Raw genomic sequence first — 19,486 nt, 5'->3', positions numbered from 1 at the left:
ACTGTTGCCATGATCACCACATCGCCCACCCCCAGGGGCACCCGTTCAGCCACCCGTCCGCTGCTTGCCGTGACCGCGCTGAGTGCGCTGCTCGTGCTCTCCGCGTGCGGCTCTTCGGACGACCCCCCCTCCGAGAACTCGTCCGGATCCGCGGCCCCGAGCAGCAGCACCTCCCCGAGCTCCGCGTCCCCCAGCGCCGCGGACGCGAGCGGCTCGGCGTCCCCCACGCCGTCGTCCTCCGAGCAGACTGCACAGGCCGCCGAGGCCTCCCAGTCCGAGCCGGAGGAGACCCGCAGGGCCTCCGCTCCGGAGGTCGGGATGCCCACGGCCAGCCCGTTCGACCAGCAGAAGGCCGACGCCCAGGCGGGTGCGGGCACGTGCGCGGCGGGCCAGCTCAGCGGTTCCGCGGCGCCCCAGCAGGGCGCGGCGGGCCACGTCATCGCGAGCGTCACCCTGACCAACACCGGCTCCACGCCCTGCACACTCAGCGGCTACCCGGGCGTCTCGTTCGTGAACGCGAGCGGTGCGGCGGTGGGTGCCCCCGCATCCCGCGAGGAGACCGGCGGCGCGGGCGCCGTCGTGCTGCAGCCGGGCGCCTCGGCCACGTCCAGTCTGCAGATCACCCAGCCCGGTGTGGTCGGGCAGGTGTGCAACCCGCAGGACGTCACGGGCCTGCGCGTCTACCCGCCGGGCAGCTACGACTCGCTGGTCCTCTCCTACCCGGGCCAGGCGTGCGGCAACCCGAAGGTCTCCCAGCTGCAGGTCAGGGCATTTGGGTCCTGATCCGGTTCTGAACCTCTTCTCCCCTGCGACCGCGCAGTGGTTCGGGGCCGCGTTCGGCGGCCCCACGGCCGCCCAACGCGGTGCATGGGAGGCCGTGGCGGCGGGCCACCACGCCCTCGTGGTGGCCCCCACCGGCTCCGGCAAGACACTGGCCGCGTTCCTGTGGTCCATCGACCGCCTGCTCGGCGCCAAGTCCGCGTCGGCACTCCCCTCTGGCACCTCCGACGACGACACCGCGGCGTCTGGTGCCGTTCCCGCGGGCAGTGTGCGGACAGCGTCGGGAACGCCCGAGACCCCTCCCGCACGGCTCCGCGCCCCTTCTGGCACGGACCGCGAGGAGTTCCCAGACGAGGACCGCACCACGGTGCTCTACATCTCCCCGCTCAAGGCCCTGGGCGTGGATGTGGAGCGCAACCTGCGTGCGCCGCTGATCGGCATCACCCAGGCTGTGAAGGCCACCGGGGGCGATCCCCCGGAGATCTCCGTGGGCGTGCGCTCCGGGGACACCCCGCAGGCGATCCGCCGCGCCCTGCTGGCCCACCCGCCGGACATCCTCATCACCACCCCGGAATCCCTCTACCTCATGCTCACGTCCAAGGCGCGGGAGACGCTGCGCCACGTGGACACGGTGATCATCGACGAGGTCCACGCCGTGGCGGGCACCAAGCGCGGCGCGCACCTGGCGGTGAGCCTCGAACGCCTCGACGACCTGCTGGAGCGGCCCGCGCAGCGCATCGGGCTCTCGGCGACCGTGGAGCCGGTGGACACCGTGGCCGGGTTCCTGGGCGGTTCGCAGCCCGTGGACGTGGTGCGGCCCCCGTCCGAGAAGACGTGGGACCTCACTGTCTCCGTGCCGATCCCGGACATGACCGTGCTGGGCGGGGCGGCGGCGTCGCCGTCCGCGGGTGGTTCCGCCGCGCTGGACGGGAACCTGGACGCCCCCGGGCAGCAGGCCACCGCGTCCATCTGGCCGCACGTGGAGGAGCGGATCGTGGACCTCGTGGAGGCGCACCGCTCCACGATCGTCTTCGCCAACTCGCGCGGGCTCGCGGAGAAGCTGACCGCGCGGCTCAACGAGATCCACGAGTTCCGTCTGGAGAACGCCGCCGAGCAGGCTCGCGGTGGCGGCGGGAATGACCGCGAGGGCGGCGATCCCGTGGCCGTGGGCGACGCACTGAACGGCCTGCTGGTCGAGAGCGGGCGGCGGGCCGCGGGAATCGCTGTCGAGGGGGGCGACGTCGCCCCCGGACCCACACCACACGCCGCGATCCCCCGGCAGAGCAACCGGCACGAGGGCGCGTCCCCGGTGCTCGCGCGCGCCCACCACGGCTCGGTGTCCAAGGACCAGCGCAGCCTGATCGAGGAGGACCTCAAGACCGGGCGGCTGCGGTGCGTGGTGGCCACCTCGTCCCTGGAGCTGGGCATCGACATGGGCCACGTGGACCTGGTGGTCCAGATCGAGTCCCCGCCCTCGGCGGCCTCCGGGCTGCAGCGCGTGGGGCGTGCCGGGCACCAGGTGGGTGAGGTGTCGATCGGGCGGATCTACCCCAAGCATCGCGGGGACGTGCGGGACGCCGCGGTGATCGCGGAGCAGATGCTCGCCGGAAACCTGGAACCGCTCTCAGTGCCCGCCAACCCCCTGGACATCCTGGCCCAGCAGACGGTCTCCGCGGTGGCCGCCGAGGACGTGGACGTGGAGGCCTGGTACGACACAGTGCGCCGCAGCGCCCCGTTCCGCTCCCTGCCGCACTCCGCGTACGACGCCGTGCTGGACCTGCTCGCCGGGCGGTATCCCTCGGACGAGTTCGCCCAGCTGCGCCCGCGCCTGGTGTGGGACCGCGAGACGGGCACGCTGCAGGCCCGCCCGGGAGCGCTGCGCCTGGCGACCACGAGCGGCGGCACCATCCCGGACCGGGGACTGTTCCCCGTGTTCCTGGTGGGTGAGCAGGACTCCAAGTCCCCCAAGCGCGTGGGCGAGCTGGACGAGGAGATGGTCTACGAGTCCCGCGTGGGGGACATCATCGCGCTGGGCGCCTCCAGCTGGCGGATCGAGGAGATCACCCACAACCGGGTGGTCGTGGCCCCGGCGCCGGGTGTTCCGGGCAAGCTGCCGTTCTGGCACGGGGACGGGCTGGGCCGGCCCGTGGAGCTGGGGCGCGCCGTCGGGCGCTTCACCCGGGAGCTGGCCGGTGCCGCGAACGCCGAGGCCCGCGAGCGCCTGGCGGGGTCCGGGCTGGACGAGTGGGCCCAGGACAACCTGCTGGCCTACCTCGCGGAGCAGCGGGAGGCCACCGAGCACGTGCCGGACGACCGCACGCTCATGGTGGAGCGGTTCCGGGACGAGCTCGGGGACTGGCGCGTGGTGCTGCACAGCCCGTTCGGCACGCCCGTGCACGGCCCGTGGGCGCTGGCCGTCCGCGCGCGGCTGGACGAGCGCTGGGGCCTGGATGCCTCCGCGCAGGCCGCGGACGACGGCATCGTGCTGCGCGTGCCCGCCACGGACGAGGAGCCTCCCGGTGCAGAGCTGTTCCTCTTCGAGCCGGAGGAGCTCGAGCAGATCGTCACCGAGGAGGTGGGCGGTTCCGCGCTGTTCGCGTCCCGGTTCCGGGAGAACGCGGCGCGCGCCCTGCTGCTGCCGCGCGCCGATCCCGGCAAGCGCACGCCCCTGTGGCAGCAGCGCCAGCGCTCGGCCCAGCTGCTGGACGTGGCCCGGAAGTACCCGCAGTTCCCGATCATCCTGGAGACGGTGCGCGAGTGCCTCCAGGACGTGTATGACGTCCCCGCCCTGCTCCAGCTGCAGCGGGACCTGGCCGGGCGGAAGCTGCGGGTGGTGGAGACCACCACGGACTCCCCCTCGCCGTTCGCGCGCACCCTGCTGTTCGGATACGTGGCGCAGTTCCTCTACGAGGGCGACTCACCCCTGGCCGAGCGCAAGGCCGCCGCGCTGTCCCTGGACCCCGCCCTGCTCAACGAGCTGCTGGGCCGCGCCGAGCTGCGCGAGCTGCTGGACCCCGAGGTCATCGAGACCACCGTCCTGCAGCTGCAGCGCCTCGCCCCCGACCGCCGCCTGCGCGGGGTGGAGGGCGCGGCGGACCTGCTGCGCCTGCTCGGGCCCATGACCGCCGACGACGCCGCCCTGCGCCTGCGCGGGGACGGTTCCGTTCCTGCGGGGTCGCCGGCCGCGGGGTCCGCCTCCACCGGGGCAGGTGCTGCACCCCCCGACGCTCCGGCGCCCAGCACCGAGGCGTCGGAGGCGGCGTCGTCAGCGGCGTTGGAGGCGGCGAGCACCGCCGCGTCCGCCCGGATCGGCGACGAAGGCGGCCCGGGTGACACGGCGGCGTCGGGCGGCCCTGAGGACGAGGAGGACACGGGGCGGGCCGAGGACCCCGCGTACCGGGCAATCTCCCCGGAGGCCGCGCGCGAGCTGCTGGACGCCCTCGTGGAGACCAACCGCGCGATCGTGCTGCGCGTGGGCGGGCGCGAGGTGTACTGCGCGGTGGAGGACGCCGCCCGGATGCGGGACGCGCTCGGTCAGCCCCTGCCCATGGGGGTTCCGCTCGCGTTCCTGGAACCGGTGGCGGATCCCGTGGGGGACCTCGTCTCCCGGTACGCCCGGACGCACGGGCCGTTCAGTGTGGCCGAGGCCGCGCAGGCCCTGAGCCTGGGCCCTGCCGTGGTGGAGTCCGCCCTGCGGTCCCTGGCCAGGCAGCGCCGCGTGAGCGAGGGGGCGTTCCGTCCGAGCGGTGACCCGGCGGCGTCGGACTCGGAGTGGTGCGACATCGAGGTGCTGCGGACCCTGCGGCGCCGTTCGCTGGCGGCGCTGCGCGCGGACGTGGAGCCGGTGGACCCGCAGGCGTACGCCACGTTCCTGCCCGCGTGGCAGCACGCCGTGAAGGGACACCAGCTGCGCGGGCTGGACGGGGTGCTCACCGTGATCGACCAGCTTGCCGGGGTGCCGATCCCGGCGTCCGCGTGGGAGCCGCTCGTGCTCGCGCAGCGCGTGGTGGACTACCGGCCCCCCATGCTGGACGAGCTCATGGCCACGGGCGGGGTCGTCTTCTCCGGCGCCGGGTCCCTGGGTGGTGAGGACGGCTGGGTGGCGTTCCACCTGGCCGAGTCCGCGGAGCTCTCGCTGCCGCCCGTCGCCCAGCTGGACGCCACCGCGGAAGCCCTGGACTCTCCGCTCGAACGGGAGCTGCTGACGGTCCTGCAGGGCGGTGGCGCGTACTTCGCGTGGCAGCTGATCCAGCCCCTCGCCGCCGCGGGCGTGAGCGTGGACATGCCCCACCTGCGCACTGCGCTGTGGAACCTGCTGTGGGCGGGGCTGATCACCAACGACACGTACGCCCCGGTGCGCGCGCTGATCTCCGGTGGTCACTCCGCGCACAAGACGCCCAAGCGGCCGGGGCGTTCCCGCTCGGCCGGGCGCCGGGGTGCGGCGCGGTTGCGCGCGGTGGGTCGTGGTCCGGCCGGCTTCGACCCCGCGGGTTCCTCCGACGACGCGGCTCCGTCCGGCACGCGCGTGGCGCGTGCCTCCGGGGGCGGCGAGGAGCGCACGAGGGCGGGCCGGTGGTCTGCGCTGCGCCCCGAGCCGCTGAACTCCACCGTGCGGGCACAGGCCCAGGCGGAGCTGCTGCTGGACCGCTACGGGATCCTCACGCGCGGACCCGTGTCGGTGGAGGACGTGCCGGGCGGTTTCTCGACCGTCTACAAGGTGCTGCGTGCCCTGGAGGACGCGGGGCGGGCGCGGCGCGGCTACTTCATCGAGGGTCTCGGTGCCGCCCAGTTCACGCAACCGGCAACGGTTGACGTGCTGCGCAGCTTCACGGACGACGACGCCGCCCGCAAGGCAGGGCCCCAGGTCCTCGCCCTGGCGGCCACGGACCCCGCGAACCCGTACGGCGCCGCACTGGACTGGCCGGAGGCGGTGGTGCTGGAGTCCAGCACGAAGCACCGGCCGGGGCGCAAGGCCGGTGCCGTGGTGGTGCTCGTGGACGGTGCGCTCACCCTGTACCTGGAACGCGGTGGGAAGACGGCGCTGGCGTTCGTCGCGGATGCGGGCCTGCTGCACCTCGCGGCGGAGGCGGTTGCCGGTCTGGTGCAGCGCAAGGCCGTGGACTCCCTGGTGGTGGAGAAGGTCAACGGGGACTCGGTGCTCTCCTCGGAGGAACTGGTCACCGCGGTGCGGGACGGGCTGCTCGCGGGCGGCTTCTACCAGACCCCCAAGGGCGTGCGGATGCGGGCGCCCGTGGGTGGGGGCAGGTCCTGACTTCTGCGGTCGTCCCTATCCCCCCAGGGTGATACCGCCCCGACACCATGGCCCTCATGGCCATGACGTTGCGACTGACGGACGAGCACGTTCTCGCCGGCCTCGCGTAGGCCGACGGCAACAGCCGGCAGGACGCGGTGATCCGCGCCATCCGTGGGGTGGCCGCACGCCTGGATCGACCATCCGCGACACCACGGGCCCCGCCGTCCACAAGGGCCATTCGGCCACGCTTGGGGAGTCACGACGTACGCTGATCGCCACACCCACAACCCAGGAGGCCCCGTGCCCGAAGGCGATTCCGTCTACCGCCAGTGCAAGATGCTGCGCGAGGCGCTGGAGGGTGCGGTGATCGAGAGTTCGGACTTCCGGGTGCCCGCCCTTGCCACCTCGGACGTCTCCGGGCGCACCGTGGTGGCGGTGGTGCCGCGCGGGAAGCACATCCTGATCCGGCTCTCCGCCGCCCCGAACACTGAGGAGATGAAGTCCGGTGCCGAGCCCCTCACCCTGCACTCGCACCTGATGATGGACGGCACGTGGCGGGTCTTCGACAGGGCTCACAACGACGACGCCGGGCACCTGGGGGAGCCCCGCACCAGCGGAGCCGACGCGGGTAGGAGCGGCGCAGATGCACGCGGACCAGGCAGGGCGACGTCGTCGTCTGGGCGGGGCGGCCTGCAACGGAGCCGGCCCGGCGCGAGCCCCTACCGCCCGCGCGGACAGGCCCGGCGAGGCGGCAGCGTGCGTTCCGCAGCCGAGTCGCGCACCCGGATCAGCGCCGACGTGTCCGTCGGGCAGGGCTCGCACACCATCCGCGCGATCCTGCGCACCAAGGACGTGGAAGCCGTGGGCTTCGACGTCAAGGACGTGCGCCTGGTGCCCACCCGGCTGGAGGACCAGGAGCTCGTGGGCTACCTGGGCCCGGACATCCTCGGCCCGGACTGGGACCTCGAGAAGGCCCTGGAACGGTTGAACGCCCAGCCGGACCGCGCGATCGGCACCGCCCTGATGGACCAGCGCAACCTCGCGGGGATCGGCAACGTCTACCGCGTGGAGGTGCTGTTCATGACCCGCACCAACCCGTGGGCCCGGGTGGACTCCCTGCCGGAGGGCAGGCTGCGCGAGATCGTCGTGCTCGCCCACAAGCTGCTGCACCTGAACAAGGACCGCTCGATGCGCTCCACCGTGGGCCAGGCGCCGCAGGGCCGCCCCCTGTTCTGGGCCTACGGCAGGGATGGTCAGCCGTGCCGACGCTGCGGGGTGCAGCTCAAGCGCGGGGAGATCGACGACGCCCTGCTCACCGTAGATCCCGCACCCTCACGCACTGCGGTCCAGCACCTGCGCACCATCGCGTGGTGTCCACGGTGCCAGGTCGCGGGCTGACGCGGCGCCCGGGGCTGCGGCCGACGACGTCGTGCCCCGCCGAAAGCTCCGGGCGACGGGATCTCGGCGACCCCACGCCTTCGCCAAAGCGACCCGCTTCCCGCTGAGGCAGCAGGCTGGCGGGGTCCCGAAGCCGCGGCCAACGACGTCGCACACCGGGCAGGGTCGTCACCAACCGGGCCGCGCCACCGCTGCCGCTGCCGCCGTCAGCGCGTGACCCAGGTCTTCCCGGTCACGCGGGACCAGTGCGCCACGTACCCGTTGGAGAACCGCTGCCGGACCTCGTTGCCGGCGCTGTACTCCTCGGTGGTGGGGTAGCCCCAGCCCCGCTCGTACCCGGCCTTCTGCCAGGCCCGACCGATGGCCCCGCTCTCCTTCACCGCGTGTGCGCCGCTGGCGGAGGACCAGAGGAACTTGTAGCCAGCTCCGGTGGAGGTGCGGAAGTTCTGGTAGACGCCACCGCGGACCAGTCCGCCGCGCTCGTTCATGGTCGGCTGGCCGAAGACGGCTGCTCCACCGAGCGCGGTGTAGCGGGTCTTGATCCCGCCGCGCACGGTGTACCCCTTCACCACGGGAGCAGCAGCGGCGGGAGCCACCTTCGTGGGCTGGGACGCGCCCCCCGCCACGGTGGTGCGCGCATCCGCCGGTCCCCCGCCGTTCGCGTAGCCGTAGGAGTCGACGGTGCCCACGAGCCGCCAGCCCTGCCCATTGCCGGACAGGGACCCGTCCACGTAGGTGAGGCCGATGCCGATGACCTGCATCTTGGGGTCGGTGAGCACCTTGTTGTGCGCGGTGGAGCCTTTCCACCACGTCACCAGATCGGTCACGGAGTGCTGCCAGGACAGTGCGTGGATCTCCCCCACCGCCGTGTAGGAACCGGCGCGCGGGTCCGTGAGGAACGTGTTGGAGTGGTCGATGACCTCCTGCTTGACCAGCCGGTCCGACTGCCCCTGCGAGATTCCGGACAGGGACGCCGAGTACTTCACGGGGGACAGCCCCTTGGACGCGCGGTGCGCGTTGATCAGCGACAGCATCTTCTGGGCGTCCGCGGTACGAGTTGCCGCGGACGCTGTGACGATGTCCTTCCCGGCGGCGCTCGCGGGTGCGGCGGTGCTCAGCCCCGCGATCAGCAGGGCCACGGCCAGCAGCAGCGCGGCGAGGGTACCGGACAGGGTGGCCGACAGCGGGTTCCGCGCACGGCGCGGGCAGGAGTTGAGAGAGGACATGGGGCCCGTTTCGTCAGGGTGGGCGCTCGCGAGGACGCCGTGACAATTGGCCACGGGGCAGCGCGCGGGTGCACACGGTGAGGACAGTTGGTGGCGGCGGATGCGCGCCGTCCGGAGCTGAAGGAGTACAGCATCTCCGGCACGTGGGCCCGATGAGGGGGGGAAGACCCGCGGGTAACGCTACCTCGCAGAAACTGCATTCGTATGCAACAGATCACAACATAACGGAAAAGTTACGACGCATTCCTGCCAAGCATCCCCAGGGGCCCTTCCGCGAGTGCCGCGTGCCCCCTGCGCCACGCCTCGTGGCTGCTCGGGGTCAGCCGCGACTCGACGACCGTCTCCCGCCCCGTCCTGGGGTGCGTGAACGCGATGGACCGGGCGATCAGCTGCAGCGGGTTGTCCGGGTCCTCCACGTCGAAGTCCTCGCGAGGGTCGGGGTAGAGCTTGTCTCCGCGCAGCGGCAGGCCCAGGGACGTCATGTGCACCCGGATCTGGTGCGTCCGCCCAGTCAGGGGCGCCACCTCGTAGAGACCCCACTCGCCGTCGTCATCCGTGAAGCGCTTCGCGAGCCGGACGTCCGTGACGGCGTTGACCTCGCCCGGCTCCTCGAACGCCTGCACCACGCCCTGGATCTTGCGGATCCGCGACTCCACCCGTACCGTCTCGCGGTCCACACGGTCGTTCACTCGGGCCACGGCCCAGTAGGTCTTGCGCACCGTGCGCTCCTGGAACATCCGGTGGAAGTCTCCCCGGTCCTCGGCGTGCCTGCAGAGCAGCAGCACCCCTCCGGTGGAGCGGTCAAGGCGGTGCAGGGCGGCGATCTCGTCGTTGTGGAACTGGCAGCGCGCGGCCACCACCACCGAGCGGCGCACGTTCTCTCCCTTGGGCGTGCTGCACAGCCCGTGCGGCTTGTCCACGGCGATGATCCACTCGTCCGCGTACAGCACCTCCAGCGTGACGGGCGGGGCGTCCTCGTCCGGCACGGGGCGGTGGAACCACACGGACGCTCCGGGGTCGTAGGGCGTTTCCGGGGTCACGACGACGCCGCCGTCCCCGACCACACGACCGGCGGCCACCTGCTCGGCGAACCAGGCGGCGGCGTCGGGGAAACGGGCGGCGACGTACTCGACAGCCGTGGCCGGCACCCCGCAGGCCGCCAGAACCGGGTCGGGGGCGCCCGGGCCCGGCATCCGCACCCGGGTGGGGCCCACTCCGCGGACCGTGCGAAGCGGAGGGGCCACGCGGCGCCTCCCGGAACGCCTTCCCCCTGCCGATACCATGGGCTGGAAACTAGCACACGACCGTGAGGTGGCCTCGTGAACGAGCAGAGCAGCCCGGAGCACGTGGTGCTCCTGGACGACCAGCACCACCCGATCGGCACGGCCCTGAAGTCGCAGGTCCACACAGAGGACACCCCGCTGCACCTCGCGTTCTCGTGCCACGTGCTCAACACGGACGGCCAGGTGCTGGTCACCCGCCGCGCGCTGGACAAGCGCACCTGGCCCGGCGTGTGGACCAACAGCTTCTGCGGCCACCCCGGCCCAGACGAGCCGTTCCAGGACGCGATCGCCCGCAGGGCCCGCCAGGAACTCGGGATGGAGGTCCGGGACCTCGCGGTGATCCTGCCGCAGTTCAGCTACCGCGCCACGGACGCCTCCGGGATCGTGGAGAACGAGTTCTGCCCGGTCTACGTGTGCCTCACCGATGCCGAGCCAGAGCCCGCCGCCGCGGAGGTCGTCGAGTACGCCTGGGTGGACCCGGCCCGCCTCGCGAGCGCAGTGGCGGACGCCCCCTTCGCGTTCAGCCCATGGCTCGCGGAGCAGGTCGCGGACCCCCTGCTGCGGGCCGCGCTGGCCTGAGGCGGCAGCGCCGAGCTGGCAGAGCGCTCTGGTCTGAAGGGCGCGACGACGCCGCGACGCCACGCCGTCCTCGTCCGCCGACAGCCCGCGCTACCCACATCCCGGCTGCACCACCAGCCTGGGCTACGAGCCGGACTGCCCGCGCGTCCCGCGCGTGCTCTCGTGAGAAGTCCGCGAGGATCCGCGCGGCGAGCGCGTCCGCGGACTGGGGGGTCTGCCCGGTGTAGAGCATCCCGTCCACCTCCACGAAGGGACGCGGCGGCAGCCGACCCTTGCGGTACTCGATCCCGGCCTCCTCCAGGGTGTCCTGGAGGTACCACTTGGCCTTCCAACCGAATGCGTTGAGCTCCCCCCCCCCCCCCCGCAGCGGCGCCCGGTAGGCTTCTGGGACACCCCGTCCGCCGTCGCAGGAGCCCCGCCATGTCCGAGTCCCCCGCCCACCGGGCCGCCAAGGCCGCCCACTCCGTGGACCACCTCTTCGGCTCCCGGGCGTTCCGCGTGCCGGGCACGTACCTGGGCGCCGTCGCATTCCCGCACCCGCGTCGCGGCCCCTGGCACTACTGGTGGCAGGCGCACCTCATGGAGGCGTTCCTGGACGCCGCCGCCCGCGAGCGCCGTGCCGCTCACGCCGACGCCGCCGCCTGGGCCCGCTCCCGCGCGCACCAGCTGCTGCGGGGCATCGCCGTGCACAGCGGCGGCCGGGTGACGAACAACGTGTTCTTCGACGACATGGCCTGGCTGTCCCTCGCGCTGGGCAGGCTGCGCCACGAGGACGTCGCGGCCACGGGCCGCACCACGCGCACGGTGAAGGACGACGGCGTGGCGCTGGCCAGGCGACTCGAGGCGGGGTGCGACGAGAATCTGGGCGGCGGCTCGTGGTGGAACACGACCCGCGACTACAAGAACACCGCGTCCACGGCGCCGGTGGCGCTGAGCTTCCTGCGGATGCACCGCGTCGAGGAGGCCCACGCCCTGCTGATGTGGCTCTTCGACACGCTCTTCGACGCCGAGCGCGGCGTGTTCCTGGACGGTGTCCGGCTGATCGCGGCGGGCTCCGGCACGGAGACGACCGCCGTGGACCCGCACGTGTACACGTACAACAGTGGACCGGTCCTGGGTGCGGCGCTCGAACTCGCGCAGCACGTGACGGACCCGGCGCAGCGGAAGCTGTGGTTGGACCGTGCGGCACGCCTCGTCCACGGGGCGGCCCGCGAGTTCACCGTCGAGGGACCGCACGGCCTGCCCGTCCTGAAGGGCCAGGGCGGTGGAGACGCCGGGCTGTTCACCGGGATCCTGGCGCGTTACCTGGGCGAGGCGGCGGCGTCGTCGCAGCTGGAGCCGACAGCGCGCATGACTGCTCGCGCGCTCGTCGCCGCCACCGCCGACGCCCTGTGGGACGGCCGCCGTGAGTTCGACCCGGACGTGGACTTCTCCCGGCCCGGCGTCACCGCGCAGACCGTGGATCACGAGACGGTGGCCGTGTTCTCCCCGGAGCCCTCCCGCCACGCGAACGACACCCAGCGCACCGGAGCCCCCGTGGAGCTGAGCACCCAGGTGCAGGCGTGGACGGTCCTCGAGGCCGCGGCGCTTTCGGCTGACCGCTGAACCCGGCGCGGCACGCGAATCCGCTCTGGCCCGAAAGGGTGTGACGAGGGTAGAAACGACTCATGAGTTCAGTACGCACACCGGACCCGAACCCTGGTTGGCTCAGCGAAGAGGACCTCAACCGAGCACGCGCCACGCTGCCCATCGTGTACGTCCAGGCCATTCCCGTGCGCCTGGACCCACTGGGGTGTCTCTCTGAGATCGGGCTGCTGCTCACCGCCAACGACGAAGGCCGCATGGTGCGCACGTTCGTCTCCGGGCGTGTGATGTACCGAGAGACGGTGCGCGCCGCGCTGCTGCGCCACCTGGAGAAGGACCTCGGGCGCCTGGCGATGCCGCAGATGCCCTCCACCACGGTGCCGTTCGCGGTCTCGGAGTTCTTCCCGTCCCCGTCCGAGACGGGGTTGACCGACGACCGCCAGCACGCCGTGGCGCTGAGCTACATCATCCCCGTGCGCGGTGAGTGCGAGCCCCGCCAGGACGCGCTGCAGCTCTCGTGGATGACCCCGGACGAGGCCCTCTCGCTGGACGTCCAGGATGAGTTCGAGGGCGGCCGCGAGGACCTCATCCGCCAGGCCATCGCCCACGCCGGCTGGGGCCGCTGAGGCCTTCTCAGTCTTCGTCCCGCGTCGGGACCCTGGGCATCATTCCAGTGGCCTGCCGGATGAGCGGCAGGGCCTGCGTGTCCGCGATGCGCTCCTCGCGTGATCGGAACACGTAGACCACAGCGAGTCCGCACGCGGCACCGATGACCGTCTCCACCGCGCGTGCCTGCAGCAGCGAGGACGCCCCGCCAGGGTTCGCGAGCTCGGTCATCAGCAGGGCCAGCGGGGTGATGAACAGAAGCGCCACGGAGTAGTTGCGCCCCACGAACAGCTCCGCGAGGAACTGCAGCAGGATCACGAACACCACGATGTGCCAGCTCTGCAGTTGCAGGGACAGCAGGAACGCGGTGACCCCCACACCTCCCAGGGTGCCAATCACGCGGTGCACCGCGCGCAGGGTGCGGGCGGTGAGGTCCGGCGCGGCAATTGGGGCCGCGGCCGCCACCATGGCCCAGTAGCTGTGGGAGAGTCCGCTCAGGCTGCCCAGCAGCGCGGCCAGGCCCGTGGCTACGAAGAACCGCCCGGCGTGGGCCCACAGCTGCGCCCAGCTCAGGCCGTGGTGCGCAGGAACGGGTGCGACGGGGCCCCGCACGCCCTCGCCCACGAGGGTGAAAGCGGCACCGAGGCCCACGGACAGTGCTGCGGAGACGGCGGCAACCACACCGGCCTGCCACACGGGGGCCGCGTCGGGCAGCGTGCCGATCGCCCCCGTCGCGAAGATGAAGAACAGCGAGCCCGCCGGCTTGAGCGTGAGGTATGCCGCAAGCAGCGCACCCACCCCGGCCACGACCGCCGTGACGGCCAGCACCGCAGGCTCCGGTGCCCCCACGTCCGACAGCAGAGCACCCAGCATCACGCACAGCACCACCAGCAGACCCGCCCAGGACTGGTGTGCCGCACGTGCGCGGGCGGGTTCGTTGCGCGCGTAGATGGAGGTGAAGGCCCCGAACGCCGCGTAGATGGCCAGGTCCGTACGATCCACGAGCAGCAGCACCAGCAGGGGGATCGCCACCGACAGGGCGATCCGCACCGCCGGGACGTGGTCGCGCTGGGACGGCTGGATCGTGAAGAACTCGGAAATCTGACTCACGTGTGCTGGAGCGCCTTTTCCACGGGGTGACACGGGGACGCCCCATTCTCCCTCAGATGCGTCCCCCCGTCCGCACCCACCCAGGAAATCGTTCCCTCGCTCGCAACGGTGTTGCAACACGACCGTAACGACACGCGTGTTCTGTGAGGAGTAGGCCGCTCACCCGCTCTCGATCCGGCAAGCAGACAGAGCTCTACCCCTTGACGGAACGATCGGCCACTACTACTTTGAAGCAACCGCGTTGCAGACATTGCAACATCACACCCTGGGGGACCCATGACCCACGAAGCCACAGCCCAACCCGCGCCCGCGGCGGGGAGTCCCGAGGCGCCGTCTGCCCCGGTCTCGGCCGCCACCCGACGCCGCGTGATCTCCGCGAGCTTCATCGGCAACTTCGTGGAGTGGTTCGACTACGCGATCTACGGCTACCTGGCCGCGACCATCGCCGTCGTGTTCTTCCCGGACTCCGATCCGCAGACGGCGCTTCTGGCCACGTTCGCGCTGTTCGCCATCTCGTTCTTCGTGCGGCCCCTGGGTGGCTTCTTCTGGGGCCACCTGGGCGACAAGCTGGGCCGGCGCACCGCGCTCTCGCTGTCCATCCTGATCATGACGGGCGCCACGTTCTGCATGGCCCTGATCCCCGGCCATGCGAGCATCGGCATCTTCGCCCCGATCCTGCTGCTGATCGTGCGCATCGTCCAGGGCTTCTCCGCGGCGGGCGAGTACGCTGGCGCCTCCGCGTTCCTGGTCGAGTACGCCCCGTCCAACCGGCGCGGAATCTACGCCGCCGTGGTTCCGGCCAGCACCGCAGCCGGTCTGCTGTTCGGCTCGCTGTTCGTGGCCGCACTGTCCGCGCTGCTCTCCGGGGACCAGATGAACTCGTGGGGCTGGCGCATCCCGTTCCTGCTGGCCGCCCCCATGGGCCTGATCGGGCGCTACGTGCGCACCAAGCTCGAGGACACTCCGGTCTTCCAGGAGCTCGCCAAGGATGAGGAGGTCATCCAGGCCCCGGTGAGGGACATGTTCCGCCACCACTGGGCCACCCTGCTGCGGGCGTGCGGCGCGGTGCTGCTCAACGCCGTCGGCTTCTACATGCTGCTCAGCTACATGCCCACGTACCTTTCCGAGGAGATCGGATTCGGCAAGACGGAATCCTTCCTGGCCACGTCCCTGGCACTGCTGTCCTACATCGGTTTCATCTTCCTCACCGGCCTGGCCTCGGACCGCTTCGGCCGCAAGAAGATGCTTCTGGCCGCAGGGATCTGTTTCATCCTCTTCACGGTGCCGCTGTTCATGCTCCTGGACCAGGGCACGTTCGCGGTGGTGCTGCTCGTTCAGGTGCTCCTCGGGGCCATGCTCACGCTCAACGACGGCACTCTGCCCAGCTTCCTGGCCGAGCAGTTCCCCACCCGGATCCGCTACAGCGGCTTCGCGGTCAGCTTCAACCTGTCCAACGCGGTCTTCGGCGGCACCGCCCCCTTCATGGCCACGCTGCTGATCTCAGCCTTCGACTCGGATCTCGCGCCGGCCTGGTACCTCATGGTCGCCGCCGCAGTCTCGCTCGTCGCCGTCGCCTTCTCCCACGAGACGTGCGACAAGCCCCTGACCGACTGACCGCCATACCGGGGGCGACGCCGCGCGGCGTCGTCGTCCCCCGCCTCACCCGCCACCCCGCCCGAGAAGTCCCCCGTCCAGGCGAGAACGACCACCCCACCAGAACACGACAGCACACCACCAAGGAGGATCATGAACACCTCACCCGCCACCGAAGCCACGCGCACGACGGAAGCCACCGACGTCTCCGAGCTGGCCCGCCTGAAGGTCATGCACAACGGCGAGAAGGAGCAGCTGACCTTCTCGGACGCCGAGTTCGAGCGCCGCCTGGCCGGACTGCGCGCGATCATGGCCGCCCGGCAGATCGACGCCGTGATCCTCACCAGCTACCACGGCATCAAGTACTATTCGGACTTCCTGTTCACCACGTTCGGCCGCAGCTACGCGCTCGTGGTGACCGCACTGGACTCGGTCACGGTGACCGCGAACATCGACGCCGGCATGCCGTGGCGCACCAGCTACGGCGAGAACGTGATCTACACGGACTGGCGCCGGGACAACTACTACTTCGCACTGCAGGAGGTGCTGCGCCAGCGCAACGTGACAGCGCGGCGGATCGGTGTGGAGGACGACGCCCTGCCCCTGCTCAACCGTCAACGCATCCAGGATGCGTTCCCGGACGCCGAGCTGGTGGACGTCTCCCTGGACGCCATGCGCCAGCGCATGATCAAGTCCGCGGAGGAGATCGCGGTCATCACCCACGGTGCGCGTATCGCGGACCTCGGCGGCGAGGCCATCCGGGAGGCTATCCGCGAGGGGGTGAGCGAGTACGAGGTGGCACTGGCCGGCACGGAGGCCATGGTGCACGAGATCGCGCGGACGTTCCCCCTGCGCGAGGTTCGGGACACCTGGGTGTGGTTCCAGTCCGGGCTCAACACGGACGGCGCCCACAACTGGGCCACCACCAGGAAGCTGCGGCGCGGGGACATCCTGTCCCTGAACTGCTTCCCCATGACCTCCGGCTACTACACGGCCCTGGAGCGCACCCTGTTCCTGGGTGAGCCGGACGCCCGCTCGCGCGAGCTGTGGGAGATCAACGTGCAGGTGCACGAGCGGGGCCTGGAGCTCATCAAACCGGGTGCGGTGTGCAAGGACATCGCCGCGGAGCTCAACGAGATCTACATCTCCCACGGGCTGCTCGCCAACCGCACGTTCGGCTACGGCCACTCCTTCGGCGTGCTCTCCCACTACTACGGCCGCGAGGCGGGACTGGAGCTGCGCGAGGACATCGACACCGTCCTGGAACCGGGCATGGTGGTATCCATGGAGCCGATGATCACCATCCCGGAGGGCGAGCCCGGTGCCGGAGGCTACCGCGAGCACGACATCGTGGTGATCGGGGAGGACACCACGGAGGACATCACCAAGTTCCCGTACGGCCCTGAGCACAACATCATCCCGGCCTAGTCGGCCGCACCACCGCGGGGGTGGCACCGTGACCGCACGGCGCCACCCCCTCGGCCTGCCACGGCACCGGTCCCCTCTGCGCGAGAATGTGAAGTCCTATGGCACCCCCGAGATCCGAGTCCGCAGCCGACTCCCGCACCACCCCCGTCATCGCCAACGCCGTCAGCGTGCTGCGCTGCTTCTCCCACGACGAGCCCCTGCTCGGCGTCACGGACATCGCCGGGAGGATCGGGCTGCACAAGTCCACCGTGTCCCGCATCCTGGCGACCCTCGAGCAGGAGCACCTGGTGGAGCGAGACCCGCAGACCCGGCGCTACGGGCTGGGACTCGGACTGATCACGCTGGCCGGGCCGCTGCTGGCCGATCTCGACGAGCGCCGCGTGGCCTACCCCGTGCTGCAGGAGCTCACCGAGCAGACGGGGGAGACCAGCGCCCTGGTGGTCTGGAACGGCTCCGAGACCGTGTGCGTGGAGCAGATCCCCAGCCCGCAGGAGATCCGGCACACCATCCCGCTCGGCACCCGGTACGACACCGCCCTGAGCTCCTCCGTGCAGGTCTTCCTGGCGCACCAGCCGGCGGAACGGGTCCGCGCGCTGCTGCTCGCGGGCACCGTGACCCACCACTCCACGGCCGACGACGCCGTCGCCGGCTACCTGGAGAGCCTCGCCGAGGGGCGCGCGACCGGGGTGGCCGTGAACTACGGCAAGACCCGCGTGGACGAGGTGGGCGTGGCCGCGCCCGTCTTCGACCACCGGGACGAGCTCGTGGCCGCCGTGATCATCGCGGCACCGCGCTACCGCGTCACGGAGGACCAGGTGGAGCAGATCGCGGCGGCGTGCACCGCCGCGGCGGACGAGGTGTCCCAGCGGCTGGGACACGCCTCGCACGGCGGCTGACGCCCTCGCCTTGCTGGCCACAATCCGGTGCTCCCCGAGGGACCGGGTGGCCCGCAGTCAGTCCAGACGGGTGACCTGCTCCGGATGACTCGCGCCCAGCGCCCGGTCAAAGGTTGCGAGCTCCACCCCGGCAAGTGCGGCCAGTGTGACGAGGTATTCGTCCGTGACCTGACGACGGCCCCTGAGAGTTTCAAGGCCGACCTGCGTGTAGGGCGGCGAATCCGTCAGGAAATCGACTCGGGGGTGTTCGTGGAGTGCCGTCAGCGGCCGTGCGAGGGACAGCGATGGGAGGCCGGTGGCGGGATGCACCGGCAATGCACCAGGGATTGTTCTGCGGGATCAGCGTCGTCACGCCGGAAGCGGCACCATGGGGATTCCGCGGTCCGGCACAATGGTGGTGTGCCTTCCCCAGACTCCGTTCCCGCGTTCAGCTTCCAGTTCCACACCCGTCTGCGTGACGGCAAGGGTGTACCGGAGGCGCGGATCCGCGAGAACGGCGGGCAGTTCCAGGCGCGCACCGGAACCATCACCACGCCGCACGGTCAGATCCAGACGCCCGCGTTCATCCCCGTGGCCACCCAGGCCGCGATGAAGGCCGTGCTGCCCGAGTCCATGGCGGCGGAGGGCGCGCAGGCGATGCTCGCGAACGCCTACCACCTGTTCCTCGAACCCGGGGACGACGTCCTGGACGAGGCCGGCGGGCTCAGCACCTTCATGAACTGGCCGGGCCCCACCTTCACGGACTCCGGCGGGTTCCAGGTGATGTCCCTGGGCTCGGGTCTGGGCAAGGTCATCGACATGTCCACCGGCGCGAGCCCCCTGGGAGACTCGCAGATGGCGCCGGGCCAGAAGCGCATGGCGCGGGTGGACGACGACGGCGTGTGGTTCCGGTCCTACCTCAACGGTGACCTGCACCGCTTCACCCCCGAGGTGTCGATGCAGGTGCAGCACAACATCGGCGCGGACATCATGTTCGCGTTCGACGAGCTCACCACCCTCCACAACACCCGCGAGTACCAGGAGACCGCCCTGGAGCGCACCCGGAAGTGGGCGCTGCGCTGCGTCGCCGAGCACCGCAGGCTCACGCAGGAGCGCACCCACAAGCCCTACCAGGCGCTGTTCGGCGTCATTCAGGGCGCGCAGTACGAGGACCTGCGCCGCCAGGCGTGCCGGGACCTCTCCGGGATGGGCTTCGACGGCTTCGGGATCGGCGGCGCACTGGAGAAGTCGCAGCTGGGTACGATCGTGCGCTGGTGCACGGAGGAGCTGCCGGAGAACACCCCCAAGCACCTGCTGGGCATCTCCGAGCCGGACGACATCTTCACCGCGATCGACAACGGGGTGGACACCTTCGACTGCGTCTCCCCCACCCGAGTGGCCCGCTCCTCGGCCGTCTACTCGCCCACGGGCCGGTTCAACCTCACGAACATCCGCTTCAAGCGGGACTTCACCCCCATCTCGGACACGTGCCCCTGCTACACGTGCACGCACTACACGCGTGCCTACCTGCGGCACCTGTTCAAGTCCAAGGAGCGCAACGCCGCCACCCTGGCGTCCATCCACAACGAGCGCTTCGTCCTGGACCTCGTGGCCGGGGCCCGCGCGGCCATCGACGACGGCACCTACTTCGAGTACCGGGACGAGTTTCTGGGCAGCTACTACGGCACGACCCAGCCGAACATCTGAGGACGACGACGCCGCGGGGCCCACCCCCGCACGTCGCGCACGCCGTCCCCATGACCACGGCGG

The 19,486-nt window shown here is 71.3% G+C and carries 14 protein-coding genes; 10 read left to right on the top strand and 4 right to left on the bottom strand.

The features are described from left to right. The first annotated feature begins 9 nt into the window (after positions 1-9). From D8M39_RS01635 to D8M39_RS01625, 3 genes are all read left to right on the top strand, one after another. Entirely contained in the window at positions 10-783 is a 774-nt protein-coding gene (locus D8M39_RS01635; RefSeq protein WP_055085538.1) for a DUF4232 domain-containing protein, read from the top strand. Continuing rightward, entirely contained in the window at positions 773-6,052 is a 5,280-nt protein-coding gene (locus tag D8M39_RS01630) for a DEAD/DEAH box helicase (RefSeq protein ID WP_126874255.1), read from the top strand. Before D8M39_RS01635 ends, D8M39_RS01630 begins: the two co-directional genes overlap by 11 nt. A gap of 282 nt (positions 6,053-6,334) precedes the next feature. Continuing rightward, positions 6,335-7,432, top strand: coding sequence for a DNA-formamidopyrimidine glycosylase family protein (locus tag D8M39_RS01625; RefSeq protein WP_055085534.1), 1,098 nt, complete (start codon positions 6,335-6,337; stop codon positions 7,430-7,432). A gap of 206 nt (positions 7,433-7,638) precedes the next feature. Here the strand turns inward: D8M39_RS01625 and D8M39_RS01620 are convergent, their stop codons facing one another. Both D8M39_RS01620 and D8M39_RS01615 read right to left on the bottom strand, forming a co-directional pair. Continuing rightward, positions 7,639-8,658, bottom strand: coding sequence for a CAP domain-containing protein (locus tag D8M39_RS01620; protein WP_055085532.1), 1,020 nt, complete (start codon positions 8,656-8,658; stop codon positions 7,639-7,641). Between the two features lie 233 nt (positions 8,659-8,891). Further along, positions 8,892-9,902 (bottom strand): pseudouridine synthase, encoded by a 1,011-nt coding sequence (locus D8M39_RS01615; RefSeq protein ID WP_238693902.1) that lies wholly within the window; start codon positions 9,900-9,902, stop codon positions 8,892-8,894. A gap of 75 nt (positions 9,903-9,977) precedes the next feature. Here D8M39_RS01615 and idi point away from each other — a divergent pair, with 75 nt between their 5' ends. The 3 genes from idi (at position 9,978) to D8M39_RS01600 (ending at position 12,730) form a co-directional block, all read left to right on the top strand. Next, a complete protein-coding gene (gene idi / locus D8M39_RS01610; protein WP_055085530.1) occupies positions 9,978-10,520 on the top strand; it encodes an isopentenyl-diphosphate Delta-isomerase in 543 nt (180 codons plus the stop codon). Between the two features lie 420 nt (positions 10,521-10,940). Then, positions 10,941-12,125, top strand: coding sequence for a glycoside hydrolase family 76 protein (locus D8M39_RS01605; protein ID WP_055086279.1), 1,185 nt, complete (start codon positions 10,941-10,943; stop codon positions 12,123-12,125). A 62-nt stretch (positions 12,126-12,187) separates the two neighbouring features. Next, positions 12,188-12,730 carry an NUDIX hydrolase family protein gene (locus tag D8M39_RS01600; protein WP_055086277.1) on the top strand — a complete coding sequence of 181 codons (543 nt, stop codon included), beginning with the start codon at positions 12,188-12,190 and terminating at the stop codon, positions 12,728-12,730. A gap of 7 nt (positions 12,731-12,737) precedes the next feature. On the opposite strand, the gene D8M39_RS01595 is transcribed toward D8M39_RS01600, so the two are convergent. Then, positions 12,738-13,820: an FUSC family protein gene (locus D8M39_RS01595; RefSeq protein WP_055086275.1), complete on the bottom strand. Its 1,083-nt coding sequence runs from the start codon at positions 13,818-13,820 to the stop codon at positions 12,738-12,740. A gap of 276 nt (positions 13,821-14,096) precedes the next feature. On the opposite strand from D8M39_RS01595, the gene D8M39_RS01590 reads away from it, so the two are divergent. The 3 genes from D8M39_RS01590 to D8M39_RS01580 all read left to right on the top strand — a co-directional run bounded on the left by D8M39_RS01590 (position 14,097) and on the right by D8M39_RS01580 (position 17,737). After that, positions 14,097-15,434, top strand: a complete 1,338-nt coding sequence (locus D8M39_RS01590; protein ID WP_055086272.1) for an MFS transporter — start codon at positions 14,097-14,099, stop codon at positions 15,432-15,434. A gap of 132 nt (positions 15,435-15,566) precedes the next feature. Then, positions 15,567-16,841 (top strand): M24 family metallopeptidase, encoded by a 1,275-nt coding sequence (locus tag D8M39_RS01585; protein ID WP_055086270.1) that lies wholly within the window; start codon positions 15,567-15,569, stop codon positions 16,839-16,841. Between the two features lie 98 nt (positions 16,842-16,939). Next, on the top strand, positions 16,940-17,737 hold the full coding sequence (locus D8M39_RS01580; protein ID WP_126874253.1) for an IclR family transcriptional regulator: 798 nt from the start codon (positions 16,940-16,942) through the stop codon (positions 17,735-17,737). Positions 17,738-17,794: 57 nt separating this feature from the next. On the opposite strand, the gene D8M39_RS01575 is transcribed toward D8M39_RS01580, so the two are convergent. Further along, on the bottom strand, positions 17,795-18,052 hold the full coding sequence (locus tag D8M39_RS01575) for a hypothetical protein (protein ID WP_126874252.1): 258 nt from the start codon (positions 18,050-18,052) through the stop codon (positions 17,795-17,797). Between the two features lie 84 nt (positions 18,053-18,136). Between D8M39_RS01575 and tgt the strand changes: the two genes are divergently transcribed. Next, positions 18,137-19,423 carry a tRNA guanosine(34) transglycosylase Tgt gene (gene tgt, locus D8M39_RS01570; protein ID WP_126874251.1) on the top strand — a complete coding sequence of 429 codons (1,287 nt, stop codon included), beginning with the start codon at positions 18,137-18,139 and terminating at the stop codon, positions 19,421-19,423. Positions 19,424-19,486: the final 63 nt, after the last annotated feature.

Origin of the sequence: Kocuria sp. HSID17590 (assembly GCF_003989485.1) — a bacterium.
Lineage (GTDB): Bacteria > Actinomycetota > Actinomycetes > Actinomycetales > Micrococcaceae > Kocuria > Kocuria salsicia.
Note: the sequence above shows the minus strand (reverse complement) of the source record. Positions and strands in the feature narration are given on the sequence as shown.

What these genes read in the sequence shown, in the direction of transcription:
- D8M39_RS01635 (WP_055085538.1), top strand. Translation starts at nt 10, where the DNA reads ATGATCACCACATCGCCCACCCCCAGGGGCACCCGTTCAGCCACCCGT.
- D8M39_RS01620 (WP_055085532.1), bottom strand. Translation starts at nt 8,658, where the DNA reads ATGTCCTCTCTCAACTCCTGCCCGCGCCGTGCGCGGAACCCGCTGTCG.
- D8M39_RS01605 (WP_055086279.1), top strand. Translation starts at nt 10,941, where the DNA reads ATGTCCGAGTCCCCCGCCCACCGGGCCGCCAAGGCCGCCCACTCCGTG.
- D8M39_RS01600 (WP_055086277.1), top strand. Translation starts at nt 12,188, where the DNA reads ATGAGTTCAGTACGCACACCGGACCCGAACCCTGGTTGGCTCAGCGAA.
- D8M39_RS01590 (WP_055086272.1), top strand. Translation starts at nt 14,097, where the DNA reads ATGACCCACGAAGCCACAGCCCAACCCGCGCCCGCGGCGGGGAGTCCC.
- D8M39_RS01585 (WP_055086270.1), top strand. Translation starts at nt 15,567, where the DNA reads ATGAACACCTCACCCGCCACCGAAGCCACGCGCACGACGGAAGCCACC.
- D8M39_RS01580 (WP_126874253.1), top strand. Translation starts at nt 16,940, where the DNA reads ATGGCACCCCCGAGATCCGAGTCCGCAGCCGACTCCCGCACCACCCCC.